We start from the raw sequence: 24,250 nt of genomic DNA, 5'->3' as shown, positions 1-24,250 counted from the left end.
GCCCGACGTGGAACGATTCGAGATCAAGTTGCCCGCCAGCGCGGCGGGCGCCCGTGGGACGGCCCTGTGCGGGGTCGTGTCGTCGGGGAACCTGGAGGTGCTGGTCGAGCGCGGAGACGATCCCGCGACCTGCACGATCGAGGTGAATACCTCGGCGCACGGCTTCCGCGAGATCTGGGAAGCGGTGCTCGCCGACTTCGCGAAGCGCCACCCCGCGGGGGGGCTGCGCATCGCGATCAATGATGCCGGTGCAACGCCCGCCGTCGTGAGCCTGCGTCTCGACCAGGCCTTCCAAACCTCGCGGAGCGATAAGCAATGAAGACCAAGCGCGTCAGCTATTTCGAGGCGAGCGCCCGCACCCGCGTGGCGGCGCTGGTCGATGAAGGCAGCTTCACCGAGTTCTGTCCGCCCGAGCTGCGTATGACGAGCCCACACCTCGCACGGCTCGATGCCCCAGTCGGATTCGACGACGGCGTCGTCGTCGGTCGGGCGAGCGTCGGCGGCCGTCCGGTGCTGCTCGCGGCCCAGGAAGGCAAGTTCAACGGCGGCGCGGTCGGCGAGGTGCATGGGGCGAAGATCCGCGGGCTGCTGGAACGCGCGCTGCGCGACAGGCCGGCAGCGGTGCTGCTCCTCGTCGATTCGGGCGGCGTCCGTCTGCACGAGGCCAACGCGGGCCTGATCGCGATCTCCGAGATCATGCGGGCGGTGCTCGCCGTGCAGGCGGCCGGCATTCCGGTGATCGCGCTGGTGGGCGGCTCCTGCGGCGCCTTCGGCGGGATGGGCATCGTCACGCGGCTGTGCGACGAGGTGATCATGTCCGAGGAAGGCCGGCTGGGACTGTCCGGTCCGGAGGTGATCGAGACGGTGAAGGGCGTCGGCGAGTTCGATTCGCGCGACCGCTCGCTGGTGTGGCGCGTGACCGGCGGCAAGCTTAGGCGCGCGCTCGGCGAGGCGACGGCGCTGGTCGATGACGATGCGTCGAGCTTCCGTGAGGCGGTCGTCGGCTGCCTCGACCGCAGCTCGGCCGGACGCGATGCGCTCGACGAGCTGGAGCTGCTGCAGGCGGCGCAGCAGCGGCTGCAGCAGCGCCGCGAACGTTTCGCCGACACGCGCGACGGGCTCGAAGTCTGGCGCAGCACTGGCTTCCCCGATCCGCAGGCGGTGCCGATGCTCACCGCCGACGCCTTCAATGCCCAGCTTGCCGCCCTGCATGCGGAGGTCCAGTCATGAGTGATGTCACTGTTTTCGAACGTCTCTTCGGCGCGGGCCACGGCGTCGAGGTCCGCGGCCATTTCGTCCGCGGCAACGCGGAGGTCGCCGGCCGCCCGGTCGCGGTGATCGGTACGTGGAATTCGGCCGCCGTCGATGGCGATCTCGCGCTTGCCGTGTCCGGCGCGATTCTCGATGTCGTCGCGGAGGATGCGAAGTCCGCTGCGGAGCCCCGCCCCATCGTCTTCATCGCCGACACCGAGGGCCAGGAGCTGTCGCGCCGCGAGGAGCTGCTTGGTCTCAATGGCTGCTTCGCACACGTCGCGCGCTGCGTCGATCTCGCGCGCCGACGGGGCCATCCGATCCTGACGCTGATCCACGGGCGAGCGGTGTCGGGCGGCTTCCTCGCCTTCGGCATGCTCGCCGAGCGCGTGTGCGCGCTGCCGGGGGCGCAAGTGCGGGTGATGGACCTGCGCGCGATGTCCCGCGTCACGAAGATCGCCCTCGACCGCCTCGAAGGGCTCGCGAAGGAGTCGCCGGTCTTCGCGCCGGGGGCGGACAACTACTGGCGCATGGGGGCCGTCGACGAGCTGTGGCCGGAAGGCAGCGACGACTGGGACAAGCGCCTCGCAGGCGCCCTCGACGCGGCGCTCTCGGGCCCGCGTGCGGACCGTCGTGCCGTCATTGGCGCCGAACGTGGCGGTCGGACACTCGCGGCCAAGGTCGCTGCGACGGTGCTCGAGGCCTGAGTTGACGCCAATGAGGACCATGCGACGCCACGACCTCGTCTGGCTCGATCCGGCCTTTCCGCTCGCGGACTTCGGCGTCACCGAGGACCACCGCGCGGAACTCGGCGACTGGATCGCGCGCGGCCTGCCGCTCGTCGTCGGGCGCCAGCTCGGGCAGCCCGGCGGCGTGCGCCTCGGCTTCACGCTGTCGGGCACCGGCGCGCGCCGGCGGGTCGAGGTACGTGCGCCGCGTGAGGCCATCGTCGCGCATTGCGCGCCCTTCCTGCTGGAGGCTTTGGTCGATCATGCGCCCGAAGGCTGGCAGACGTCTCTGAACGCCCTCGCCCTCGCCCTGCGGCAGGCCGGGATGCCATCTCGCGCCTATGGCTCGCTGGTCACTCAGGCCTTCACGGGCGAGCCCTGCCTTCGCAAGGACAGCGACATCGATCTGCTGATCGACTGCGGCAATCACGACGAAGTCTTGGCGGCGCTCGCCATCCTGCAAGCACACGGCGACGGAGCGCCCCGGCTGGACGGCGAGCTGCGCATGTCCAACGGCTGGGCGGTCGCATGGCGCGAGCTCGCGAACGCCCTCGCGTGCGGCGGACAATTGCTCGCCAAGTCCGACGACGACGTGCGACTCATCAGCGCCGAAGACTTCTTCGGCGTGCCTTCTCCCCCTGGAGCCGTCCATGGAAACCCTGGTCACCACGCTGCTGCAGCCGTCCTCCCGGCGTGAAATCTCTCCGCGATGGGATGCGCTCGACGCGCGTTGCCGTGCCGCGCTGAAGCACGAAATCGACGCGTGGCCCAAGCCCGGCCTCGTGACGCCGGTCGATTCGGGCAGTCATCGCGACATGAACTACGCGACTTTCGTCGACAGCATCGCCGCACTCGAGGGCTATTTCGCGCAGATCGCGGAAGCCGGGGCGCGTGACGCCGACTACGGCGAGCTGCAGGTCGTCGCGATCGCGGCCGAGGCGCTCATGCTTGCTGCGACGCGCGGCGCGAACACGCATCGGGGTGCGATCTTCAACCTGGGTCTGCTCGCCGCCGCGGACGGACTACGGAGCGTAACCGACAGGTTCGAAGGCCGGAGCTGCGGCGAAATCGTCTCGGTGCGCTGGGGTGCGGCAATCCTCGGCTCGCGCGGCACCGCCCCCGCGTCGCACGGCAAAGCGGTATGGCAGCGCTATCGTGTCGGCGGCGCGCGCGAAGAGGCGGCGGAGGGTTTTCCGAGCGTTTACGGGATCGGCCTCCCTGCCCTGCAACGCCTCCTCGCCCTTGGCGTCGACGAGGATCAGGCGCTCGTCGGCACGCTGATGGCGCTGATGGCGGAACTGCCGGACACGAACCTGCTGTGGCGCGGGGGCGACGCAGGCCTGCGCGACGTGCAGCAGGCCGCCGCGGCCTTCAACCACGCCGGCGGCGTCCTGCAGCACGACTGGCGCGAACGGCTGCTCGACATCCACCGCTGGATGGTCGCGCGCAATCTCAGCCCGGGCGGCAGCGCCGACCTCGTCGCCGCGACCTGGCTCGCCCATCACCTCGATACGAGCGCCGGATGAAACTCGCGATCCTCTGTTCGGGACAAGCCGGCCAGCACAGCCGGATGCTCGACGACATCCTCGATGCGCCGGATTGCGCAGAGCTGCGGGCGCTTGCGAGCGAGGTGCTCGGCCAGGACATCGCGACGTGGTGGCGCGGGCTCGACGCGAAGCAGATATTCGCCAACGCGAATGCGCAGTTCGCGATTGCGCTGTACCAGATCGCGACCTGGGCACGGATCGCGTCCGTCGTGCCCCAACCCGCGGTCGTTGCCGGCTATTCGCTCGGCGAAGTGCTGGCGTGGCACGTCGCAGGCGCGCTCGACGTCGCGCAGACGCTGCGTCTCGTGCGTCTTCGCGCCGAGCTGATGGACAGGGTCGCGGCAACACTGCCCCCCGGCTCCGGGGAAGGGTGCATGGTCCTGTGGCGCGGTCGCAGCACCCCCGCGATGCGCGCTGCCCGGGAGCGCGCGATGACTACGCACGGACTGGAGATCGCGATCCACCGCCCCGGCGGCGACCTCGTGCTCGGCGGCCCGGAATCGGCCATCGACGCCTTCGTCGCCGACCCGGCCGTGCAGCACGCCGACCTCAAGCGCCTGCAGGTCTCGGTGCCGTCCCACACGCGCTGGCTCGCGGATGCGGTCGAGCCCTTCCGCGACGCGCTCGCCGCCTCACCGCTCGCGGATCCCGTCGTCCCCGTGCTCGCCGGCATCGACGGCAACGTGTTGCGTCGACGCAGCGACGCGCTGGCAAACCTTCCTGCCCAACTGGCGCGGCCGCTACACTGGGACTGGTGCCAGGAAACGCTCGCCTCGCTGGGCGTGGACGTGGCTTTGGAACTGGGTCCCGGCAACGATCTTGCGAAGTTGCTGGAAATGGGCGAAGCCGGGGGCGCGGCACGGGGAGTCGAGGAATTCGGCTCGGTCGCCGGGCTTCGCGAATGGCTGGAGGTACACCAATGAAGCTCGGCCCCGTGCAGATCGACGGTTTCCTTGCGGCAATGCTGAGCGCCGTCGCGCTCGCGCTGCTCGCCCCGGGCATCGGGCGCTCCGAAGGTCCGCTGCATCTCGGGACCGTCACGGGCCTCGGCATCGCGCTGGTCTTCCTGCTCCACGGCGCCAACCTCGCGCCCGAGCGCCTCGTCGCCGGCATGCGCAACTGGCGCCTGCACCTCTTCGTGCAGACCTGCACCTTCGTACTCTTCCCGGTGATCGGCACCGTCCTCGCCTTCGTGCTGGACGGCCATGTCGCACCCGCGCTGCTCACCGGCGTGTATTTCCTGTGCGTGCTGCCCTCGACGATCTCGTCCTCGGTCGCCTTCACGGCGATGGCGGGCGGCAACGTCGGCGCGGCGGTGTTCAACGCGACGCTCTCGAATTTCATCGGCATCATCGTGACGCCGCTGCTGGTGAGCCAGTGGATGCATGCGACGGGCGCCTCGATGCCGATCGGACAGGCGATCCTCGGCGTTGCGGTGCAACTGCTGCTGCCCTTCATCGCCGGCCAGTTCCTGCGCCCCCACCTGCATGCCTGGCTCGTGCATCACAAGTCGGCGGTCAATCGCGTCGATCGCGGCGTGATTGTATTGATCGTCTACAGCTCGTTCTGCGACTCGGCGGCCGCAGGACTATGGTCGGGTCAAGGCTGGATAACGGTGCTGCAGGCTTTGGGCTTATGTATCGCGATCCTCGCGGGCGTGCTGTCGCTGACCCGCGTCGCCGCCCGCCGCTTCGGCTTCACGCTCGACGACGAAGTGGTCGCGGTGTTCTGCGGCTCGAAGAAGAGCGTCGCGAGCGGCATCCCGATGGCGCGGCTGCTGTTCGGATCGCGGCCCGAGCTCGGCCTGATCGTGCTGCCGGCGATGCTGTACCACCAGGTGCAGCTTCTCGTGTGCGCGAATCTGGCGCGCCGTTATGCCCGCGCCACACAGGCGGGTGCTTCGCACTGACACACTGACACGCCCGAAGCTCAACCTTCCCGCGAATCCTCGCGGAAGTGATCTGCGGCAAGCTGCTCGGCGACGGCCCACAGGGCCGGCGAACCGCGCTCGATCGGCGGTCGGCAGCGCGACTTGACCTGATCGAGCGTCACCTCGCATTCGACCCAGGTGCCGCCCTCGGTGGCGGCGTTGTGCAGCATCGGCTGGAAGCGGTCGAGCGCCTTGGCGAACTTCGCGTCATCGGATTCGGCGGCCTCGAACTCGAACCACAGCTCGCGGAACTCGGCCGCCTGCGCGCCGGGAAGCAGTCCGAAGAGGCGTTCGGCGGCGAGCCGTTCGCGCTCGGCCTGGCCCGCATGCGTCGCCGGCACGTGGAAGGGCACGTCGCCGGCGTCGATCTCGACAATGTCGTGGATCAGCAGCATCTTGACGACGCGCAGCACGTCGACGGTCCCAGCCGCGTGCTCGGCGAGCACCAGCGCATACATCGCGAGGTGCCAGGAATGCTCGGCGCTGTTCTCGCGGCGCGAACGGTCGATCAGCGGCGTCAGGCGGACGATGCTCTTGAGTCGATCGATTTCCTTCAGGAACGCCAGTTGCCGTTCCAGGTCGGGCAGATTCACGATGCTGCGGTCTCCATGATGCTAGGGCGCGGCCGAGTCTACCAGCAGCGGCCCTCAGGCGCTGACGATCTGGTCCGGCCCGAACACTTCGTAGTGAATCCGCCCCGTCGGAACACCCCACGAGAGTAGCGTGTCGCGCTGCTTCAGCATGAAGGGCAGCGGGCCGCACAGGTAGTAGTCGGCATCGGCCAGTTCGACGCGGTCGCGCACGCGTTCGAGATCGACGACGCCTTCGAAGTGGTAGTCACGCCCGGCGACGTCCTCCACCTCCGGCGCATCGTAGAAGACGACGTGCTCGACGTGCGCATGTTCGGCCGCGAGCTGCTCGACGTGGCCTTTGAGCGCGTGGACGCGGCCGTTGCGCGCGCCATGCACGAAGATCGCGCGCCGCCCGGTCTGCGCAAGGGCGTTCAGCATGCTGATCATCGGCGTCAGGCCAACGCCGCCGCTCACCAGCACGACCGGCGAGTCGCGCGTCTCGTCGAGGTAGAAGTCGCCGTAAGGCGGCGACAGGCGGATGCGATCACCGACATTCACGGCATCGTGCAGGCGGTTCGACACCGCGCCCTGCGGATCCTGCCCCTCGCGCTTGACCGAGATGCGGAAGTAAGCCGTGTTGGGCGCTTCCGACAGGCTGTACTGGCGGATCTGCTCATGGCCGAGTTCGGGGATGGGGAGCACGAGGCTCACGAACTGGCCCGGGACGAAAGGCGGCAAGGGACCGCCGTCGGCCGGGCGCAGGTAGAAGGACGTAATGAGCTGGCTCTCGCGCTCCTTGCGCTCGACGACGAACTCGCGCCAGCCGTTCCAGCCGCCCGGGGCCGCCGCCGACGCGCGGTAGAGTTCCGCCTCGGCCGCGATCAGCACGTCGGCGAGGTCGCCGTACGCCTCTGCCCACGCGTCGACGATCTCGTCGGTCGCCGCGGCGCCGAGGACTTCGCGGATCGACGCGAGCAGGTGGCGGCCGACGATCGGGTAGTGCTCGGCGCGGATCCCAATGCTCGCGTGCTTATGCGCGATGCGCGATGCGACCGGCGCGAGCGCGGCGGGGTTCTCGATGTTCTGCGCGTACGCGAGCACGGCCTGCGCGAGCGCCTGTTGCTGCTGGCCACCAGCCTGGTTGCCCAGGTTGAAGATGTTCTTCAGCTCGGGCTCGTGGGTGAACATCCGGGTATAGAAATGCGTCGTCAGCGCCAGGCCGTGAGCCTGCAGTGCGGGGACGGTTGCCTGGACGAGTTCGATCGTGCGTTTTGAAGCCATTGGGGGTGATTTCCTATAAGATTCATTTTTTATACATCTTTGTGAGCGCGAGCGTACACGCTAGTTCTTGCGGCAGCAAGTCGGGGGACGATCGAAGGACGCGCGCGAAGCCAGGAGAGCTCGTATGGAAGACAAGGCACAGGACACCCTCGCGCTGGAGGGCCGCATCCTCGAACAGATGGCTGAGGCGCTGATCTATTCCGACCGCGACGGCATCATCCGGCGATGGAACCGGGCGGCTGAGACGATGTTCGGTCACCCCGCGTCTGACGCGCTCGGTCAGTCGCTGGACCTGATCATCCCCGAGAACCTGCGGGCGGCGCATTGGCGCGGCTTCGACGCCGCCATGAAGAGCGGCGCGACCCGCCTGCACGGCCGGCCGACATTGACCCGCGCACTGCACCGCTCGGGAAGCCGTCTCTACGTCGAAATGAGCTTCGCACTGGTGACCGACGAGACCGGCAAGGCCATCGGCTCGGTCGCCGTCGCGCGGGACGTCACCGATCGGGTGGAGCGCGAGAAGGCCGCGCGCGGGGCGATGAATCCGTGAGCACACCCCGCCGATAACGAGGTGGCGAGAGGAGCACGGAAGAGCGACGCAGGCGCGGCCAGCTCGCCCTTTTTCAGCGAGAGATGCCGAGGATCTCCCTAGCCTCGTCCGGCGTCGCGACCGGCCGCTCCATCTCGCGGGCAATCCGCGCGATGCGCGCGACGAGCTGGGCGTTGCTGGTGGCGAGTTCGCCCTTGCGATACCAGACGTTGTCCTCGAAACCGACGCGCACATGCCCGCCGAGCGCAATCGCCATCGCGCCGAGCGGCAGTTGTGCAGCGCCGATGCCAGCGACAGTCCAGGTCGCGCCGGGCGGCAGCTGCGAGCGCAGGAACATCAGCGACTCGGGCGTGCCGGCCATCGCGCCCGGCACGCCGAGCACGAAGTCGACATGCACCGGGCCCTCGACCACGCCCTTCTTCAGCCAGCGCTGCAAGGAGTGCAGCATGCCGGCGTCGAAGATCTCGAACTCCGGCTTTACACGCAGTTCCTTCATCGTATGGAGGAAGTGCTCCATCTCGGCCGGAGGGTTGAGGAACACGTCGTCGCCGAAATTCACCGACCCCATCGACAGCGTCGCCATTTCGGGGCGCAGCTCGACCGGCGCGAGGCGCTCGGCGGCCGTCATGCCGACCGCGCCGCCGGTCGACACCTGCACGATGAGGTCGCAGCGCGAGCGGATCTTGTCGATGATCTCGGCGTAGATCGCCTTGTCCTGCGTCGGCGTGCCGTCGGGCAAGCGCGCATGGACGTGGACGATCGATGCACCCGCCGCCGCGCACTCCTCGGCCGCGCGCGCAATCTCGTCGGGCGTCACGGGCAGCGCGGGCTGCTGCGCTCGGGTGACTTCGGCGCCGGTCAGCGCCGCGGTGATGATCAGTTCTTCCATGGTTTTCAGCGGATGTTGCGCTGGCACTCTGCCGGCACCACGCAGGTGCCGGACGCGCGACAGACGACGACGGGTTCGGGCAGCACGTCACAGGCCGAAGGCTGGCCTTTGATCCCGGCCGGGACGATGACCTTGCGCGCTTCGAACGTCATCTTACGTGAGGTCTTTCCCATGGAGACGATGCGCCCGGTGGCTTCGATGAAGTCGCCCGCACGCACCGGCGCAAGGAACTCGACGCTGTCGTAGGCGACGAAGAGGCCCTCGTCGCCGTCGCTGCGGATCAGCAGTTCGGTGGCAACATCGCCGAAGAGTTGCAGCATCTTGGCACCGTCGACGAGGTTGCCGGCGTAGTGAGCGTCGTGAGCGCTGATGCGCAGACGGATCATGCTGGTGATTTCGTTCATATTCTTCTCCTTAGGCAGCGTGGCGCTTGATCCATTCGTGGATCGCGAAGGACGCGACGTCCTCGGCGTAGGACTTGGTGCCGAAACCGGCGTCGTAGCCGAGTTCCTTGGCGAGTTCATGCGAGATGCGCGGGCCGCCGACGACGAGGATCACGCGGTCGCGGATGCCCTCGGCTTCAAGCAAGTCGGAGAGGCGCGTGAGGTTGTCGAGGTGGATGTTCTTCTGCGTGACGACCTGCGAAACGAGGATCACGTCGGCCTGCTCCTCGATCGCGCGCGCGACGAGTTCCTCGGAATCGACTTGCGCGCCCATGTTGATCGCGCGCACCTCGTGGTAGCTCTCCAGCCCCTTGTGGCCGTTGTAGCCCTTCATGTTCATGATCGCGTCGATGCCGACGGTGTGGGCGTCGGTCTCGATGCAGGCGCCGAGGAAGACCATCTTGCGGCCCATCTTCTCGGCGATCAGCGCGTTGATCGCGTCCTTGTCGAGGGTCTCGAACTCGGGCTTCGCGACCTTGATGCGTGAGAGGTCGACCCGGTGTTTGCACTGGCCGTATAGCACGTAGAACGAGAAGCCCTGCCCCATGTCTTCGGCGTGCACGACGGCCGGCTCGTCGAAGCCCATCTCCAGCGCAAGCTGGCGCGCGGCTTCCTTCGCGTTCTCGTCGAGCGCGACCGGCAACGTGAAGGAGAGCTGTACGCGGCCGTCGTTCATCGTGTCGCCGTAGGGCTTCACCCAGTTTTCGGTGATCTGCTGTGTCATCTCAGTTCACTCCCGCCAGCATCAGATCCGGGAAAGGGTTGTAGTAGTCGGCGGACTTCGCGATCACGCCGTCGAGGCCCTTGCCGCCGTCCATCGTGCGCGAGATATCGGCGAAGGTGCCGCGGCCGATCGCCGCGGGCAGGCCGATCTTCTCGATCTCGGCGAGGATCCCGACGGTCTCGGCGAGCACCTGCTGCGCGCGCGATTCGATCCGGCCGCCGGCCCTGAATTCGACCTCGTCGTGCAGGTCGCGCATCGTGCCGAAGACGTATTTCGCGTTCTGGATCGCGAGAAAGCGGTCCTGGATGAAGGGCGTATGGATCGCCTCGGTCATCATCCCGAGCAGGTGGATGTTCTGCCCCGTGAGGGTGCTGACGACGTTGAACAGCGCGTCCTGGATGTGGCCGCGGAAGATGTTGCCGGTCATGTGCTTCGTCGGCGGCATGTACTTCAGGCAGGCTTCCGGGAAGACCTGGCGCACGAGTTGGGCGTGGGCGACTTCCCACAGGAAGCCGTTTTCGAGATCCGGGTTGATCTCGAAGGCGTGGCCGAGGCCCATCTGGTCGGGCTTCAAACCCGAGATGTAGGCGAACTGCTCGTTGATGAGCTGCGACGCGAGCACCGTGTGCGCGGCGTCGAACGCGTCGGCGGTCGTCAGGTAGTTGTCCTCGCCGGTGTTGATGATGATGCCGGCGTAGGCGTTGACCATGCGCGAGAAGAACTGGTCGATGAAGGTGCGCTTCATGTTGATGTCGCGGAAGATGATTCCGTACATCGAGTCGTTGAGCATCATGTCGAGACGCTCCATCGCCCCCATCGCCGCGATCTCGGGCATGCACAAGCCCGAGCAGTAGTTCGTCAGGCGGATGTAGCGACCGATCTTCGTGCCGACCTCGTCGAGCGCGGCGCGCATCAGGCGGAAATTCTCCTGCGTCGCGTACGTGCCGCCGAAACCTTCGGTCGTCGCGCCGTAGGGCACGTAGTCGAGCAGGCTCTGGCCGGTCGAGCGGATCACCGCGACGATGTCGGCGCCCTGCTCCGCGGCGGCGCGCGCCTGGACGATGTCTTCATAGATGTTGCCGGTCGCGACGATCAGGTAGAGCCATGGGGTGCGCGCTTCGCCGACCTTGTCGATCTGCTGCGCGCGGACCGTACGCTGGGAGGCGATGTGATCGCACATCTTCGCGGCGATCGCTTCGGCGGACTGGCGCGCGGCCTTGTCGCTCTTCGGACGGCCGAGCACGAGTTGGCCGGCGACGACGGCTTCGGCGATCTGCTGCGCGGTGAGGCCGTGCTCGGCCATCGCGCCTGCCACGACACTCGCGGCGCCGTGTTGCAGCAGCCCCAGCTCCTGCAGATGGCTGACGAGGCGGTTCGGCAGCGGGATCTGATTGTCGTCCACGCCGTCGACGCCCATCAGGCGCAGCGTCGCGCGCTCGACGGTGGTCGTCGTGAATTGGCTCATGTCGTCGAACACGCGGTGCGCGATGCGGCGCGCCGACTCGCGCGCGCGGTCGATCTGGCCCTGGTCGAGATTGAGTCGGGTCATTCAAGAACTCCTTCGGTGTGTTCCTCGCGCATCACGTCGGCCACGACGTGATCGGGGAAGGCCCGGCGCGCCGCGTCGAGGAAGTCCCCGGCGTCGAAGCTGCCGCCGAGCGGCGAAAACGGATTGAGGGTGATGCCGGCGATGCGGATGCCGCGGAAGGCGGCGAGGCGCGCGCCCATCGCGGTGAAGCCCGCAACGTCGTTGGCATCGATGAAAAGCTTGGTGCCATCAGCGACGACGACCGTGAGGCCCGGATGGCGAGCGGCGAGCGTCTTCATCGCGTGCCACAGCGCGCGGCCAACGGCGCCGCTGACGGCGATGGTCGCGGGCTCGCGCAGGCCAAGCAGCGTCGGCGCAGCGTTCAACGTCGGAATGCGCGCGTCGAACACGGTCTCTCCCGCGCGGTTCCACACGCCGATGCCGCCGTGCGCGAAGACGTGGCCGCAGCGTTCGGCGAGCGCCTCGTCGGCCGCAGCAATGCCGAGGATCGCGAGCCGGTCGCGCGTCTTGCGGATCACGTCCGGGATGCCGCCGCCAATGGCCGCACCGGTCGCGAGCACGACGCCATCGGCGATCGCGGGCGAGGCGTGATGGCTGCGTCCGAGCGCGCCGTCGAGCAACACCAGCGCGCAGCCGCAGCCCTTCAGGATCGCGATGACCTTCTGCTGGTCGGAGCTGCGCGACGCGCCGGCGATCTCCATCTCGCCGTGGTCGAGCGCGCGCACGATCAGGATCTCGCCCATCGGGCTCTCGATGCCGGTCGCGCCGATCTGCTTCCAGCGCACTTTCGCGCGCAGCAGCGTGTCGCGCGCAGTCGCGACGAGGCTGCCGGGCCAGACGAGGACCGGCGGCTTCGGGATCATAAATACCTGATCGCGATCCTCGCCGTCGCGGCCGATCGACGTGATGCCGACGCTAGTTCCGTGGGCGTGCGCCTGCGCGAGGAGATGGTTCAGGCACACCGTTTTGCCGGTGTTCTTCGTCATCCCCATCACCGCCAGCGTCGTCATGCCGGCGGCGCGGATCTCGCGCCACAGCGCGCTCCCGGTCATGGCAGCCGGCTCAGACATAGAGCGTCTCGAAAAGCCGCCGCAGCGTGGACGATTCGCGCAGCAACTCGAGCGCGAGCACCGCATGGCCCTTCGCGTAGCCGTTGCCGACGATCATCTCGACATCCTTGCCGACGCCTTCGGCGCCCAGCGCGGCGGCGGTGAAGCTCGTCGCCATCGAAAAGAAGTAGATCTTCCCGCCGTCGCGCGCCGCGAGGATGCTGCCCATCTCGGTGTTCGGGATGTTCACGCAGTTGATCACGACGTCGGCCATGCGCCCGCCGGTGAGTTCGGACACGGCCTCCATCATCGCCACCGCATCGGTCGCATCCGCCCGCAGCGCATGATCGACCCAGCCGAGCTCGCTCATGCGGCGGCAATCCTTCTCGAAGGGCGACACGCCGATCACGCAGCCGGTCGGACCCGCACGCTTCTTCGCTTCATAGACGCACAAGGTGCCGGACTTGCCGGCCCCGCCGACGACCACGACCGTGTCGCCCGGACGCACGAGGCGCGCGGTCTGTGCAGGCGCACCGGCCACGTCGAGGATCGCGAGCGCGACCTTCTCCGGGATGTCGTCGGGCAGCTTCGCGTAGAGGCCCGTCTCGAACAGGATCGCCTGACCGTCGATTTCGATCTGGTCCTTGTCGACGTGGATCTGGCGGATCGTGTCGATTCGGAGCGGCGTGAGCGACAGCGACACGAGCGTCGCGATGCGGTCGCCAACCTTCAGGTCGATCTTGCCCGCGAGCTTCGGCCCGATCTCTTTGATGCGCCCGATCAGCATGCCGCCCGAGCCCGTCACCGGGTTGTGCATCTTGCCGCGCTGCCCGACGATGTCGCGCACGATCGCTGCGATGCGGCCGAGGTCGCCTTCGGCCTCTGTCTTGATCTGCGTGAAGCTCGCGGCGTCGATGTTGAGCGCTGCGACGTCGATCAGGATCTCGTTGTCGCGAAGCGCCATCGCGTTGTCGATCTTCCACGCGCCTTGCGGCAGCACACCTTGCGGCTCGACGACGCGATGCGTGCCATAGGGGGAACCGTGCTTCATGCGGCCCCCTTATGCGCGGCTTTGCGACGGGACGCGGAAGTCGAGGCCGAGGCCCGGCATCTCGACGGTATCGCCCTTGTAGTTGCGGCACTTGATCGTCGTGCCTTGGCCGTCGCGCCGGATTTCCTCGGTCACGTAGGTCGGAATGATCGGCAGCTTGCCCAGCCCGCCCAGGCCATCGACGACGAAGGTCGGCACGGCCGGGCCGCTGATCCAGCCCCGGATGCCCTCGTACAGTTCGAGCATGCGATGGTAGGGAACGATGAAGTGATGCGCGCCCTCGACCATGTCGGTCGAGTAGACGTAATAAGGCCGCACGCCCATCTCGATCGCCTGCATGAAGAGCTCGCGCAGCACGTCGACGTCGTCGTTGACGCCTTTCAGGCAGACCGTCTGCAGCCCCATCATGATGCCGGCCTTCTGGATCAGCTTCACGCGCTCACGCAAGAGCGGCGTGATTTCCTTCGGATGGTTGATGTGGATGTTCACCATCTGCACGCGATGCTTTTCGAGGATCGCGCAGAGCTCGGGCGTCACGCGGGTCGGCAGCTGCACGACCATGCGCGAGCCGATGCGCAGGAAGCGCACGTGCGGGGCGCGTTCGCGGATCGCACCGAGGATGTAGTCGAGGCGCTCGTCGTCGAAGGTCAGCGGATCGCCGCCGGACAGCAGCACGTCGTCGATGTCCTTGTTGCTCGCGATGTAGTCGATCGAGCGCTCGATCTCGTCCTTGTGCACCGATCCGGTCGGCTGCGACACCATGCGTTTGCGGGTGCAGAAGCGGCACAGCGTCGAGCAGGTGTTCGACACGAGGAAGAGCACGCGGCGCGGATAGCGATGGACGACGCTGGTGCCGGGGACGGTGTCGCCCTCCTCGCCCAGTTCGTCGAGCATCGTGTCGAAGCCGGCCTTCTGCTCCTCGTGGCGCGAGGGCAGGTACTGCAGGCGGATCGGACAGTTCGGATCGTGCGGATCCATCAGCTGCGCCATGTAGGGCGTGACCGAGACGGCGAATTTCTCGTACACGGTCTCGTTCACATCCTCCATGTTGTCGAGGATGTCCTTCAGCTGGGAGTGGTGGGAGTAGCGGCGGGCGAACTGCTTCTGCCAGGGTTCGGAACTCGGATCGTAGGCTTCGAGTTCGGCGCGGGTCAGCAATTGGCGCGGGGAGATCACGACTTTCTTGAGCATTTTCTTGTCCCTCTTTGTTCGTCTGGATAAGTGGCCGGCCGGGCCTTATGAGGAAAATTCTAGGGAGGCGCGGCGCCGGTCTGAACGAGCAAAGTGACTTTGAATATGCGGCCAAATCAGTCAAAATGACCGACATTAAGACAATTTGACTGATCAGGCGAAAAAGCGATGGACGAGCTCGATAAACAGCTCATCGAACTACTCAAGGTGAATGCCCGCCTGCCCGTCGTGAAGCTCGCGCAGGCGCTCGGCTGCGCACGTAGCACGGTGCAGCTGCGGCTGAAGGCGCTGGAAGACAGCGGCACGATCAGCGGCTACACGGTGAGCGTGTCGAAGCCACAGTCCTCGCGTTCGATCTTCGCGATGGTGCTGATCTCGATCGAATCGAAGAACGAGCCGGACGTGCTGCGCGCGCTGAAGAAACGCCACGAAGTCCAGAAGCTCTACTCGATCAGCGGCCGCTACGACCTGTGCGGCATGCTCGAGACCGAGACCACGCACGAGCTCGACGCCGTGATCGACCGCATCCGCGCGATCAAGGGCGTGGTCGATACGTTTTCGACGATCCTGCTGTCGACGAAGCTGGACCGGCCCGGTTGAGCGGGCACCGAGAGGGGCGCCCTTTTCAACTGATCCGCATACCTGGATGCGGTTGCGTGCGCCGGCTGTGCGAGAATCCTCCCTCCGGCAGCCCGGGGCCTGAAAAGCGGGAATTCCCCTGAACGCCTCGCCCCGGACCCGATGAACACGCTCGACACCTTCACCGAAACGGACGTCATCAACTGGCTCGGCCCCCACGAAGTCAAGAAGGGGCGCGCCTATCTTGCGGCGGTGTCCGAACTCGGGCGCGAAGGCGAGACCCTGCGCGCACGCGTCCAGGGAACGCGGCCCCGGCCGTACCAGGTGGTCGTGCAGTTCATGGCCGGCCCGCATTCCGCCCGGCTGGTTTCCTATTGCTCCTGCCCCGTCGGCGGCGACTGCAAGCACGTCGCCGCAACGCTGCTGCGTTGGCTGGACGAGCGCACCGACGATGCCTCGCGGCCCCGCGAACAGGTCCTTGCGTGGCTCAATGCGTTTCGCGGCCTGGCGAGCCCGAAGCCGGCGGCACCCGCCCCGGCGCGGCGAGCGCCGGCGACCGTGGCCCCGCACGTCCTGCTCTACCTGATCCGCTTTCACAGCGGCTTCCAGGCCTACACCGTGTCCTGCTTCAAGGCGAGGCTCGGACGCGATGGGTCGGTGCGGCAGGCCGAGAGCTGGCACAACTTCGCGCGCGCACTCGACATCCCGCCGTCCTTCGTCGATGAGCTCGACTGCGAGATCCTGGGCCTGCTGTGGTCGCAACGCCCGCGCGATCGCATCTACCACGACGCGCTCCCCCTCGACGGGCGCAGCGCCGAACGGGTCATGACGCATCTCGCGCGCAGCGGCCGGCTCTATTTCGACGACCTGGGCAGCACGCCGCTGAGCCTGGGCGAGGCACGGCTGGGCACGCCGGAATGGATCAGCACCGAGGACGGGCGACGGGCACCGACGCTACGCCTGATCCCTCCCGCGGCGGTCGTCCTGCCCTTGCTGCCCCCGTGGTACATCGACCGCGAGACGAACCGGATCGGCCCGGTGACGCTCGGCGAGCCCCGCGAACAGATCGTTCGGATGCTGAGCCTGCCGCCCCTGACGCCGGTCGAAGCAGACCTCGTCAGCGCCGCCCTGGCCGAACTCGCACCGGCCCTGCCCCTGCCGATGCGGATCGGCGAACCGCCGCTGACCCTGTCCGGCCCGCCTGTTCCAGTGCTGCACGTCGCAACCCTTTCCGCCTACGACATCAAGTTCCGCGACTACCCCCGCTTCGGCGCCGAACTCTTCGACTACGCGACGCTCGCGTTCCGATACGGCCCGCTGACCCTCGCACCCGGACAGGGCGCGGCCTACCACACGCTGCCGGACGGCCGCAGCGCCCGGCTGCAGCGCGACTCCGAGAACGAAGCAGCCGCCATCCGGCGTCTCGGCCGGGCCGGGCTCGGCCGGATCGGGCCACGCAGCGTGTCGAGCACCCACGGGGCACTTCCCGAGCACGCCTACGGGCTCGCCAACGAAGCCGCCTGGGGGCCGTTCACGGCCAACGTAATTCCGGCATTGCGCGCCGAAGGCTGGGAGGTCGACGTCCGGCCCGACTTCCGCCATCACGCGACCGACATCACCGCGGTGACGCTCGACGTGGATGAGGACGGCGATGGCTGGCTCGGCATCTCGCCGGGCGTCGAAGTCGAAGGCCGTGCGCTGGCGCTGGCGCCGCTGCTGGCCGAGCTCTTCGCGCGCGACTGGCGCTGGCTCGGCGGCGCACTCGCCCGCATCGACGACGCCGAGACGATCATCCTCCACGACGCGGATCTCGGTCGCCTGCGCATTGCCGCGGGACGCCTCAAGCCGCTCGTCGGCGCCCTGGTCGATCTCTTCGAGCGGCCGAAAGAAGCGCTGCGCGTGTCCCGCTTCGACGCTGCGCGCCTCGCCGATCTCGATCTGCCGGGGCGCGGACGCGACATGCTGGGCGAACTCGCGCACCTGCTGCGCGACGCCCGAGGGATCGAGGCCGTCGCGGCGCCGGCGGGCTTCCGCGGCACGCTGCGCCCGTATCAGCTCGAAGGGCTCGCATGGCTGCAGCATCTCGTCCGCCATGACCTCGCGGGCATCCTCGCCGACGACATGGGCCTCGGCAAGACCGCACAGACCCTTGCCCACCTGCTCGCCGAGAAGCATGCGGGGCGGCTCGACCGCCCCGCGCTGGTCATCCTGCCGACCTCGCTGGTGTTCAACTGGGAGGCCGAAGCGGCCCGCTTCACCCCCGAACTGCGCGTGCTGAGCCTGCACGGCCCCGAGCGCCATCACCGTTTCGAACGACTCGACGACATCGACGTCGCGCTGAGCACCTACCCGCTGCTGTGGCGCGACGCCGAAGCCTTGCGGGCGCGCGAGTGGAGCCTGCTGATCCTCGACGAGGCGCAGACGGTGAAAAACGCCGCGAGCAAGGGCGCCCATGTGATCCGCGAGCTGCGCGCGCGCCACCGCCTCGGGCTCACCGGCACGCCGCTGGAGAACCATCTCGGCGAGCTGTGGGCGCAGTTCGACTTCCTCTTGCCGGGCTTTCTCGGCACGAGCAAGGACTTCACGCGGATCTGGCGCAACCCGATCGAAAAGCGCGGCGACGCCCACCGGCGCGACCTGCTCGCCGCCCGCATCCGCCCCTTCGTGCTGCGCCGGCGCAAGGAGGACGTCGCGAAGGAACTGCCGCCGAAAACGCTGATCGTGCGCCGCATCGGCCTGCAAGGCGGGCAGCGCGACCTGTACGAGGCGTTGCGTGCCTCAATGGACGACAGGATCCGCAGCGAAATCGCCGCGAAGGGCTTCGGGCGCAGCCACATCCTGATCCTCGACGCGCTGCTGAAGTTGCGCCAGGTGTGCTGCGACCCGCGGCTGCTGAAGACCCCGGCGGCGGCAAAGGTCAGGGAACACGCGAAGCTCGACCATCTGATGGAGATGCTGCCGAAACTGATCGCCGAAGGCCGGCGCATCCTGCTGTTCTCGCAGTTCACGCAGATGCTCGCACTGATCGCGGCGGAACTCGATCGCGCCCGGATCAGTTGGGTCGCGCTGACCGGCGACACGCGCGACCGCCGCACACCGGTCGAGGATTTCCAGCACGGGCGCGCGCCGGTGTTCCTGATCAGCCTCAAGGCGGGCGGCGTCGGCCTGAACCTGACGGCGGCCGACACCGTGATCCACTACGACCCGTGGTGGAACCCCGCGGCCGAGAACCAGGCCACCGACCGCGCCCACCGCATCGGCCAGGACAAGCCGGTGTTCGTGTTCAAGCTGATCTGCGCCGGCAGCATCGAGGAACGCATCCTCGCGCTGCAGGAACGCAAGGCCACGCTCGCCGCCGGCGTGCTGTCGGAAGACGCCGACGTGCTGGCGAAGTTCGGCGCGGACGACATCGCGACGCTGCTGGCGCCGCTTCCCGCCGCCACCTGAGTCACCGGGCCGCCGGCATCAACGCCACAACTCCTTCGCGCCGTCGAACACGAACTGCACCGCGATCGCCGCAAGGATCAGGCCGAACACACGTTCAAGCACGGCGACGCCGGTACGCCCGAGCAGGCGCTTGACGGTATGCGCGCCGTGGAGCAGCACGTAGGCGAGGGTCATCGTCAGGACGATGGCCGCGACCACGGCGACGGTGCCGGCGACCGTGCTGCCGTGCTGCGCAACCAGCACCATCGCGGTCGCGATCGCGCCGGGACCTGCGAGCAGCGGCATCGCCAGCGGGACGATCGCGATATCCTCGCGCGCCTCGCCTTCCTGCTCCTCCTCGGGCGAAGTCCGCGTCGAAGCCTGATGGGCGCGCAGCATGTCGAACGCGGTGATCATCAGCAGGATGCCGCCGGCGACGCGGAAGGCGCCGAGCGTGATGTTGAAGGTCTGGAGCACGACCGAACCGAAGACCGCAAAGAAGACCATCACGCAGGTCGCGACGACGCAGGCCCGCCGGGCCATGTCGCGCGCCTTGGCGAGGTCGTCGCGGGCCGTCATCGACACGAAGAGCGGCACCACGCCGATCGGGTCGACGATGAAGAAGATCGCCGCGAAGGACAGCAGGAAGGCCGAGATCATGTCAGTCGCTGCGCAGGGCGCGCACAGCCGTGCCCGCCGTGAGGCCGATGCGCCGGAGAGTGTCCCCGGCAACGAGCAGGCGATCACCTTGCTGCGTCCCGGCCGCGATCGTCGCGCGAAAATCGGCACCATCGCCGGAGGCGATCCACCACCGCGTCGCGTCACACCCGGGCGGCGCGTCGGCCGCGGTGAGCAGCACGCTGTCGGCAACGCCCTTGAGCCTTGCGGTATGTGCCTCCATCACGCGGCCCGCGTCGAAGATGTCGACGTGGTTCTCGAAGTGGAAGCCATCGTCCTCCAGCAGCGCGGCCAGTGCGGCCGCACTCTCGTGCACACCGCCGACGACGCACTGCGCCGCTTCGGGCAGCAGGCTCAGGTACACCGGATATTTCGGCATCAGCTCCGCGATGAAGGCCTTGTGGCCCTTCGCGACGAGGCGTTCGGCACCGCGTTGGTCGACCTTGAAGAAGTGACGGCCGACCGCCTCCCAGAACGGTGAAGTGCCCTGCCCGTCCTGCACGCCACGCAGCTCGCCGATGATGCGCGGGGCGAACTCCGCCGGGCGCGACGCGATGAAGAGCTGGGCTGCGCGCACGAGTTGTGCCGCCGCGCCCATGCGCCGCGCGTCACTGCGAACGTACAAGCTGTGCACCTCGCTGCAGCCCGTGAGGTCGTTGCACAGGTAGAGCACGTCGAGGCAGCGGTAGGACTTCAGCCGGCGGCTCGAATGGACGATCTTGCCCAGGCGGTAGTCGTAGAAAGGCTGGTCGAGACCGATGTTGCAGGCGAGTGCGATGCAACCGGCCACTTCGCCGCTGGCGACATCCTCGAGGAGCAGCAGGTAGCCGCGCTCGGCATCGCTCGCTTCGCCGGCGAGGCTGCGCCGCGTGACCGCGATCGTCGTCCGGCTCGCCTCGACCGATTCGGCGTGGCGTTCGAGCGTGCCGTCGGCGTCGAGCACCAGCGCGGTGAAGGCCTCGGCGTCGTCCATCGTCGCGACGCGCACAACGAACTCTTTGTCGCACACCGGCGACGGCGGGGAGAGTGGTGGCAAATCAGGCAAAGACACAGCGCACCTCGTCATCGTCGTTCAATTCGAGCCGGCCCGCGACCTCGGCGGTCGTCGCCACGGTGCCGTCGGCGCGCCTGACCGAGGACGCCAGCACCGCGCGGAAGCGGCTCGTCTCGCGGTTCGCGAGCAGGCCGGAGAGCTCGCTGCGGCCGATTGCCGCGTCGGTCGCGAGTCGCAGGACCTGGCTGTCGTGCACCGAGCGTGCGAGGTCGCGTTTCACGTAGAAAGTCGGACCGCCATCGAAGACGTCGACATAGCGCTCGGCCTCGAAGCCCTCGTCGACCAGCAGCCCATACGTCGACATGAACTCGCTGCGCGTCTGGCCGAGCGCGTTCTGCGCCGCTTCCGGCAGCAAGGGCACGTAGATCGGGTGATGCGGCATCAGCTCGGCCATGAAGCTGCGGTCCTTGCCAAGCGCGTAGCGTTCGGCCTCGCGGTAGGACACCCCGAAAAACTTGCTGCCGACCGCCGTCCAGAACGGCGACTCCCCCTGCTCATCCACGATGCCCGGCAGCGGCGCGATCACGTCCTCGGCGAAGCGCGCCGGGTTCTCGGCGATGAAGCACAAGGCGGCCTGCAGCAGCGTGCGCTCGACGAGGCTGCGATGGGCGCCCGGCAGCACCAGCGGCGGGCGCAGCAGCGTGAAGCCGGAGAGGTCGTGGCTCAGCGTCAGCGCATAGATCCGGTGATTCACGCCCAGTTCGGGCGAGGCGTGGATGATCGTCTCGTTGCGGAAGGAGTAGTCGGCGCCCGGATGGCCTGCTGCGGCGACAATCCTCAACGCGCCGACGGGGGCGCCGGCGACATCGCTGGCGACCAGCAGGTACTGCTCCTCGCCGGGGAATTCGATCTCGGCGGCGAACGCGTCCTCGCTGCGCTCGACAAGCCTTTCGAGCTCGCGATTGTCGTTCGGCAGCGCAACGTCGAGCGCCCGCACGCGCGCGGCGATGCCGGCGAGGGCTTCGAGGTCCGAATACTGAGCGGGGCGAATCGTCAGCATGTGGGCTCCGTTGGGGGGACGGGCGGCACGGCTGAAGCGCCGTGTCCGGAAAGATTGTTGGTCAGCGTCGCCCGCGCGCGGTCTTCGCGCGGCGTGACACCGAAATGCGCGCGGTAGGCGGTCGCAAAGTGCGAGCCGGACGAAAAACCGCAGGACAGGCCGATCTGCACGATCGACTGCTGCGTGCGAACGATCAACTGCCGTGCCCGTTCGAGGCGCAGCACCTGATAGTACTTCGACGGCAGGATGTCGAGATTCTGCTTGAAGAGCCGTTCGAGCTGGCGCCGCGAAATGCCGACGCAATCGGCAATCTCGTCCGAAGTCAGCGGCTCTTCGAGGTTCGCCTCCATCACGAGCAGCGCCTCGTTGAGTTTCGGCGGATGCTGCGAAATGCGGCTCGTCGCCGGCACGGCCTGCTTCTCGTGGCCGGGCCGGATACGATCGAGGCCGAACTGGCGCGCGATGTCATCGGCGAGGCTCGGCGCGATCTGCTGCGCGACGAGGTACAGGATCATGTCCATCATCGCCTGGTTGCTCGATGCGGTCAGGCGCTCGCCGTCGATCTCGTACAGACTCGCGCAATGCACGAGCGCCGGGTGGCGTTCGCGGTAGAAGGCCATCTCCTCCCAGTGCACCGCCACGCGCCGGTCCTCCAGCAGGCCCGCATGCGCGAGCCAGCCGGTGCCGCCACGGTTGCCGCAGAAAGCTGTGCCGCAGCGCGCGATGCGCGCAAGCTGCGCGAGGATGGTCTCCTCGTCGGCGCCCGGCACGTGAAAATCGGACGCGACGAAGAGCGCATGGCAGTGCAGGACCAGCGGCAAGGCGCCCTCGACGGCGATGCGACCGCCGCCGGACAGCGACACCGGCGCGCCGTCGACCGACACCAGGCGCAGGTCGTAGAAGCGCCGCCCGCCCAGGCGATTGGCCTCGGCGAACGGATCGACGATGGTGCCGAGCGTGCTGAGGGAGACCGGCGGGACGAGCAGCACGACAACGACGATCGGCCGCCCGCCGTCATCCGGCGAGACCAGACCGCGCGCCGATGGCGCCCGCCAGTCGTGCTCCACAGGTTTCTCCCAGCGCATGGTCCGCCGCCGATCCTATTCCGTCACGCGCCGCTGCGATAGTCCTTACTTCAGACTGCCGGACAGGAACTGCTGCAGGCGTTCGCTCTGCGGACGCACGAGCACTTCGCGCGGGTTGCCCTGCTCCTCCACGCGGCCCTGGTGCACGAAGATCACGTGATTCGACACTTCGCGCGCAAAACCCATCTCGTGCGTCACGACCAGCATCGTGCGGCCCTCTTCCGCCAGCGAGCGCATCACCTTCAGCACTTCGCCGACGAGCTCCGGGTCGAGCGCCGAGGTCGGCTCGTCGAAGAGCAGCACCGAGGGCTCCATCGCCAGCGCCCGCGCGATCGCGACGCGCTGCTGCTGGCCGCCGGACATGTGGGCCGGATAGCTGTCGCGGAATTTCCACACGCCCACGCGCTCCAGGTAGCGCTCGGCGCGCTCCATCGCCTCGGCCTTCGGGATGCCCAGCACGTGGACCGGCGCCTCGATGACGTTCTCCAGCACCGTCATGTGGCTCCACAGGTTGAAGTGCTGAAACACCATCGACAGCCGCGTGCGGATCTGCTGCAGCTGCTTCGGGTCCGCGACGACGAGATCGCCCTTGCGGTTGCGGACGAGCTCGATCTCTTTGCCGCCGACCGTGATGCGGCCCGAGGTCGGGTTCTCGAGGAAGTTGATGCAGCGCAGCCAGGTGCTCTTGCCCGAGCCCGAGGAGCCAATGATGCTGATCACATCGCCCGAATTCGCCGCGAGCGACACGCCCTTCAGGACCTCGTGATCGCCGTAGGATTTGTGCAGGTCCTCCACTCGGACCTGCTCTCGGACCTGTTCGCGGACTTGTCCGACGATCGCATTGTGGTTCATGGTAAGTCCTTGCTGTTCGCTGCGCGATGCTTGCAGGTCGCCGAGACCGACCCGTTGCGTGATGGCGTTCTGGTTCATTATGCCTCCTTGGTCTTGAGAGCCTTGCGCGGGGCGAGGTGGGCGAGCCACCGCCGCTCGGCGAACTTGAACAGTCCGACCAGCATGAAGGTCAGCACGAGGTAGATCAGACCGACGAAGATGAAGGATTCGAAAGGCGCGAAGTGCCGCGAATAGACATTCCGCGCCGCGCCGGTGAGGTCGACGAGGGTCACCGCGCTCGCGATCGCCGAGCCCTGCAGCATCAGGATCACCTCGTTGCTGTAGGACGGGATCATCCGCCGCAGCGCCGACGGCAGCACGATGCGCTGCAGCGCCTTGAAGCGGCTCATCCCCATCGCCTTGGCCGCCTCGATCTCGCCGTGCGGCGTGTTGCGCATGCTGCCGGCAACGATCTCGACCGTGTAGGCGCAGGTGTTGAGCCCGAATGCCAACAGCGCACAGAAGTAAGGCTCGCGGAAGAGGCTCCAGAATGCATTGCCTTCCTCCCACGCCGCGCGCATCCACTCCCACTGCGCCGCGCCGTAGTAGATCAGCAGCAGTTGCACGAGCATCGGCGTGCCGCGGAAGAAGTAGGTGTAAGCGGCGACCGGCATGCGGACGGCCGGGTTCTTCGAGATCCGCGCGACCGCCAGCGGAATCGCACCGGCGAAGCCGACCAGCAGCGCGATCGCGGTGAGCTGCAGCGTCATCCACAATCCGCGCCAGAACTCCGGCAGGTTGCCGGTGATGACCGAAGTATCGAAAAGATCCATGTTCAGGCT

General features: G+C 67.7%; 25 protein-coding genes. 10 read left to right on the top strand and 15 right to left on the bottom strand.

Translation table 11 applies throughout. The features are described 5' to 3' along the window. Positions 1–7: 7 nt before the first annotated feature. From mdcC to AZKH_RS07805, 7 genes are read left to right on the top strand one after another with little or no spacing between them, the layout of a single operon-like run. Positions 8–319, top strand: coding sequence for a malonate decarboxylase acyl carrier protein (gene mdcC, locus AZKH_RS07835; RefSeq protein ID WP_015435217.1), 312 nt, complete (start codon positions 8–10; stop codon positions 317–319). Then, positions 316–1,230, top strand: coding sequence for a biotin-independent malonate decarboxylase subunit beta (locus AZKH_RS07830; protein WP_015435216.1), 915 nt, complete (start codon positions 316–318; stop codon positions 1,228–1,230). The genes mdcC and AZKH_RS07830 overlap by 4 nt, the downstream gene beginning before the upstream one ends. After that, positions 1,227–1,958, top strand: coding sequence for a biotin-independent malonate decarboxylase subunit gamma (mdcE, locus tag AZKH_RS07825; RefSeq protein WP_015435215.1), 732 nt, complete (start codon positions 1,227–1,229; stop codon positions 1,956–1,958). The genes AZKH_RS07830 and mdcE overlap by 4 nt, the downstream gene beginning before the upstream one ends. Positions 1,959–1,968: 10 nt before the next feature. After that, on the top strand, positions 1,969–2,676 hold the full coding sequence (gene mdcG / locus AZKH_RS07820; protein ID WP_083903034.1) for a malonate decarboxylase holo-[acyl-carrier-protein] synthase: 708 nt from the start codon (positions 1,969–1,971) through the stop codon (positions 2,674–2,676). Beyond that, positions 2,630–3,505, top strand: coding sequence for a triphosphoribosyl-dephospho-CoA synthase MdcB (gene mdcB, locus AZKH_RS07815; RefSeq protein ID WP_015435213.1), 876 nt, complete (start codon positions 2,630–2,632; stop codon positions 3,503–3,505). The genes mdcG and mdcB overlap by 47 nt, the downstream gene beginning before the upstream one ends. Then, on the top strand, positions 3,502–4,449 hold the full coding sequence (locus AZKH_RS26250) for an ACP S-malonyltransferase (protein ID WP_015435212.1): 948 nt from the start codon (positions 3,502–3,504) through the stop codon (positions 4,447–4,449). The genes mdcB and AZKH_RS26250 overlap by 4 nt, the downstream gene beginning before the upstream one ends. Beyond that, on the top strand, positions 4,446–5,435 hold the full coding sequence (locus tag AZKH_RS07805; protein WP_015435211.1) for a bile acid:sodium symporter family protein: 990 nt from the start codon (positions 4,446–4,448) through the stop codon (positions 5,433–5,435). Before AZKH_RS26250 ends, AZKH_RS07805 begins: the two co-directional genes overlap by 4 nt. A 20-nt stretch (positions 5,436–5,455) precedes the next feature. Here AZKH_RS07805 and AZKH_RS07800 read toward each other — a convergent pair whose 3' ends face one another. Continuing rightward, positions 5,456–6,049 carry an HD family hydrolase gene (locus AZKH_RS07800; RefSeq protein ID WP_015435210.1) on the bottom strand — a complete coding sequence of 198 codons (594 nt, stop codon included), beginning with the start codon at positions 6,047–6,049 and terminating at the stop codon, positions 5,456–5,458. Positions 6,050–6,103: 54 nt separating this feature from the next. Then, complete coding sequence (gene hmpA, locus AZKH_RS07795) at positions 6,104–7,309, bottom strand: NO-inducible flavohemoprotein (protein WP_015435209.1); 1,206 nt, start codon at positions 7,307–7,309, stop codon at positions 6,104–6,106. Between the two features lie 124 nt (positions 7,310–7,433). Here hmpA and AZKH_RS07790 point away from each other — a divergent pair, with 124 nt between their 5' ends. Next, positions 7,434–7,859: a PAS domain S-box protein gene (locus tag AZKH_RS07790; RefSeq protein WP_015435208.1), complete on the top strand. Its 426-nt coding sequence runs from the start codon at positions 7,434–7,436 to the stop codon at positions 7,857–7,859. Positions 7,860–7,932: 73 nt separating this feature from the next. On the opposite strand, the gene AZKH_RS07785 is transcribed toward AZKH_RS07790, so the two are convergent. Genes AZKH_RS07785 through AZKH_RS07755 form a run of 7 tightly spaced genes read right to left on the bottom strand, consistent with a single transcriptional unit; the run spans position 7,933 to position 14,755 of the window. Further along, positions 7,933–8,748 (bottom strand): 3-keto-5-aminohexanoate cleavage protein, encoded by an 816-nt coding sequence (locus AZKH_RS07785; protein WP_015435207.1) that lies wholly within the window; start codon positions 8,746–8,748, stop codon positions 7,933–7,935. Positions 8,749–8,753: 5 nt separating this feature from the next. Beyond that, positions 8,754–9,152: a hotdog domain-containing protein gene (locus AZKH_RS07780; protein ID WP_015435206.1), complete on the bottom strand. Its 399-nt coding sequence runs from the start codon at positions 9,150–9,152 to the stop codon at positions 8,754–8,756. Between the two features lie 10 nt (positions 9,153–9,162). Beyond that, positions 9,163–9,915: an OAM dimerization domain-containing protein gene (locus tag AZKH_RS07775; RefSeq protein WP_015435205.1), complete on the bottom strand. Its 753-nt coding sequence runs from the start codon at positions 9,913–9,915 to the stop codon at positions 9,163–9,165. Between the two features lies 1 nt (position 9,916). Further along, positions 9,917–11,464 carry a lysine 5,6-aminomutase subunit alpha gene (locus tag AZKH_RS07770; RefSeq protein WP_015435204.1) on the bottom strand — a complete coding sequence of 516 codons (1,548 nt, stop codon included), beginning with the start codon at positions 11,462–11,464 and terminating at the stop codon, positions 9,917–9,919. Beyond that, positions 11,461–12,534, bottom strand: coding sequence for a hypothetical protein (locus AZKH_RS07765; RefSeq protein WP_015435203.1), 1,074 nt, complete (start codon positions 12,532–12,534; stop codon positions 11,461–11,463). Before AZKH_RS07765 ends, AZKH_RS07770 begins: the two co-directional genes overlap by 4 nt. Then, positions 12,527–13,564, bottom strand: a complete 1,038-nt coding sequence (locus AZKH_RS07760) for a zinc-binding dehydrogenase (RefSeq protein ID WP_015435202.1) — start codon at positions 13,562–13,564, stop codon at positions 12,527–12,529. The genes AZKH_RS07765 and AZKH_RS07760 overlap by 8 nt, the downstream gene beginning before the upstream one ends. 9 nt (positions 13,565–13,573) lie before the next feature. Then, a complete protein-coding gene (locus AZKH_RS07755; RefSeq protein WP_015435201.1) occupies positions 13,574–14,755 on the bottom strand; it encodes a KamA family radical SAM protein in 1,182 nt (393 codons plus the stop codon). A 168-nt stretch (positions 14,756–14,923) separates the two neighbouring features. On the opposite strand from AZKH_RS07755, the gene AZKH_RS07750 reads away from it, so the two are divergent. Further along, the gene (locus AZKH_RS07750; RefSeq protein WP_015435200.1) at positions 14,924–15,355 is read left to right on the top strand and encodes an Lrp/AsnC family transcriptional regulator; all 432 of its coding nucleotides are present in this window, start codon (positions 14,924–14,926) and stop codon (positions 15,353–15,355) included. A 141-nt stretch (positions 15,356–15,496) separates the two neighbouring features. Continuing rightward, positions 15,497–18,781, top strand: coding sequence for a DEAD/DEAH box helicase (locus AZKH_RS07745; protein WP_015435199.1), 3,285 nt, complete (start codon positions 15,497–15,499; stop codon positions 18,779–18,781). Positions 18,782–18,799: 18 nt separating this feature from the next. On the opposite strand, the gene AZKH_RS07740 is transcribed toward AZKH_RS07745, so the two are convergent. The 6 genes from AZKH_RS07740 to AZKH_RS07715 all read right to left on the bottom strand — a co-directional run bounded on the left by AZKH_RS07740 (position 18,800) and on the right by AZKH_RS07715 (position 24,241). Then, complete coding sequence (locus AZKH_RS07740) at positions 18,800–19,420, bottom strand: MarC family protein (protein ID WP_015435198.1); 621 nt, start codon at positions 19,418–19,420, stop codon at positions 18,800–18,802. A gap of 1 nt (position 19,421) precedes the next feature. Beyond that, positions 19,422–20,489 carry an arginine N-succinyltransferase gene (locus AZKH_RS07735; RefSeq protein WP_231874488.1) on the bottom strand — a complete coding sequence of 356 codons (1,068 nt, stop codon included), beginning with the start codon at positions 20,487–20,489 and terminating at the stop codon, positions 19,422–19,424. Beyond that, positions 20,476–21,492 (bottom strand): arginine N-succinyltransferase, encoded by a 1,017-nt coding sequence (locus AZKH_RS07730; RefSeq protein WP_015435196.1) that lies wholly within the window; start codon positions 21,490–21,492, stop codon positions 20,476–20,478. The genes AZKH_RS07735 and AZKH_RS07730 overlap by 14 nt, the downstream gene beginning before the upstream one ends. After that, a complete protein-coding gene (locus AZKH_RS07725; protein WP_015435195.1) occupies positions 21,486–22,577 on the bottom strand; it encodes a GlxA family transcriptional regulator in 1,092 nt (363 codons plus the stop codon). Before AZKH_RS07725 ends, AZKH_RS07730 begins: the two co-directional genes overlap by 7 nt. Positions 22,578–22,622: 45 nt before the next feature. Beyond that, a complete protein-coding gene (locus AZKH_RS07720) occupies positions 22,623–23,429 on the bottom strand; it encodes an ATP-binding cassette domain-containing protein (RefSeq protein WP_051071751.1) in 807 nt (268 codons plus the stop codon). A 77-nt stretch (positions 23,430–23,506) separates the two neighbouring features. Further along, positions 23,507–24,241: an ABC transporter permease gene (locus AZKH_RS07715; protein ID WP_015435193.1), complete on the bottom strand. Its 735-nt coding sequence runs from the start codon at positions 24,239–24,241 to the stop codon at positions 23,507–23,509. Positions 24,242–24,250 lie beyond the last annotated feature (9 nt).

This window comes from Azoarcus sp. KH32C, assembly GCF_000349945.1.
Taxonomy (GTDB): Bacteria; Pseudomonadota; Gammaproteobacteria; order Burkholderiales; family Rhodocyclaceae; genus Aromatoleum.
The sequence above is the reverse complement of the archived record's forward strand: the minus strand, read 5'-3'. Positions and strand labels throughout refer to the sequence as shown.

Bases quoted from the DNA above. Each gene is read 5' to 3' on its own strand.
- AZKH_RS07830 (WP_015435216.1), top strand. From the start codon at position 316: ATGAAGACCAAGCGCGTCAGCTATTTCGAGGCGAGCGCCCGCACCCGC.
- mdcE (WP_015435215.1), top strand. From the start codon at position 1,227: ATGAGTGATGTCACTGTTTTCGAACGTCTCTTCGGCGCGGGCCACGGC.
- mdcG (WP_083903034.1), top strand. From the start codon at position 1,969: ATGAGGACCATGCGACGCCACGACCTCGTCTGGCTCGATCCGGCCTTT.
- mdcB (WP_015435213.1), top strand. From the start codon at position 2,630: ATGGAAACCCTGGTCACCACGCTGCTGCAGCCGTCCTCCCGGCGTGAA.
- AZKH_RS26250 (WP_015435212.1), top strand. From the start codon at position 3,502: ATGAAACTCGCGATCCTCTGTTCGGGACAAGCCGGCCAGCACAGCCGG.
- AZKH_RS07805 (WP_015435211.1), top strand. From the start codon at position 4,446: ATGAAGCTCGGCCCCGTGCAGATCGACGGTTTCCTTGCGGCAATGCTG.
- hmpA (WP_015435209.1), bottom strand. From the start codon at position 7,309: ATGGCTTCAAAACGCACGATCGAACTCGTCCAGGCAACCGTCCCCGCA.
- AZKH_RS07790 (WP_015435208.1), top strand. From the start codon at position 7,434: ATGGAAGACAAGGCACAGGACACCCTCGCGCTGGAGGGCCGCATCCTC.
- AZKH_RS07785 (WP_015435207.1), bottom strand. From the start codon at position 8,748: ATGGAAGAACTGATCATCACCGCGGCGCTGACCGGCGCCGAAGTCACC.
- AZKH_RS07780 (WP_015435206.1), bottom strand. From the start codon at position 9,152: ATGAACGAAATCACCAGCATGATCCGTCTGCGCATCAGCGCTCACGAC.
- AZKH_RS07775 (WP_015435205.1), bottom strand. From the start codon at position 9,915: ATGACACAGCAGATCACCGAAAACTGGGTGAAGCCCTACGGCGACACG.
- AZKH_RS07770 (WP_015435204.1), bottom strand. From the start codon at position 11,464: ATGACCCGACTCAATCTCGACCAGGGCCAGATCGACCGCGCGCGCGAG.
- AZKH_RS07765 (WP_015435203.1), bottom strand. From the start codon at position 12,534: ATGTCTGAGCCGGCTGCCATGACCGGGAGCGCGCTGTGGCGCGAGATC.
- AZKH_RS07760 (WP_015435202.1), bottom strand. From the start codon at position 13,564: ATGAAGCACGGTTCCCCCTATGGCACGCATCGCGTCGTCGAGCCGCAA.
- AZKH_RS07755 (WP_015435201.1), bottom strand. From the start codon at position 14,755: ATGCTCAAGAAAGTCGTGATCTCCCCGCGCCAATTGCTGACCCGCGCC.
- AZKH_RS07750 (WP_015435200.1), top strand. From the start codon at position 14,924: ATGGACGAGCTCGATAAACAGCTCATCGAACTACTCAAGGTGAATGCC.
- AZKH_RS07745 (WP_015435199.1), top strand. From the start codon at position 15,497: ATGAACACGCTCGACACCTTCACCGAAACGGACGTCATCAACTGGCTC.
- AZKH_RS07740 (WP_015435198.1), bottom strand. From the start codon at position 19,420: ATGATCTCGGCCTTCCTGCTGTCCTTCGCGGCGATCTTCTTCATCGTC.
- AZKH_RS07730 (WP_015435196.1), bottom strand. From the start codon at position 21,492: ATGCTGACGATTCGCCCCGCTCAGTATTCGGACCTCGAAGCCCTCGCC.
- AZKH_RS07725 (WP_015435195.1), bottom strand. From the start codon at position 22,577: ATGCGCTGGGAGAAACCTGTGGAGCACGACTGGCGGGCGCCATCGGCG.
- AZKH_RS07720 (WP_051071751.1), bottom strand. From the start codon at position 23,429: ATGAACCACAATGCGATCGTCGGACAAGTCCGCGAACAGGTCCGAGAG.
- AZKH_RS07715 (WP_015435193.1), bottom strand. From the start codon at position 24,241: ATGGATCTTTTCGATACTTCGGTCATCACCGGCAACCTGCCGGAGTTC.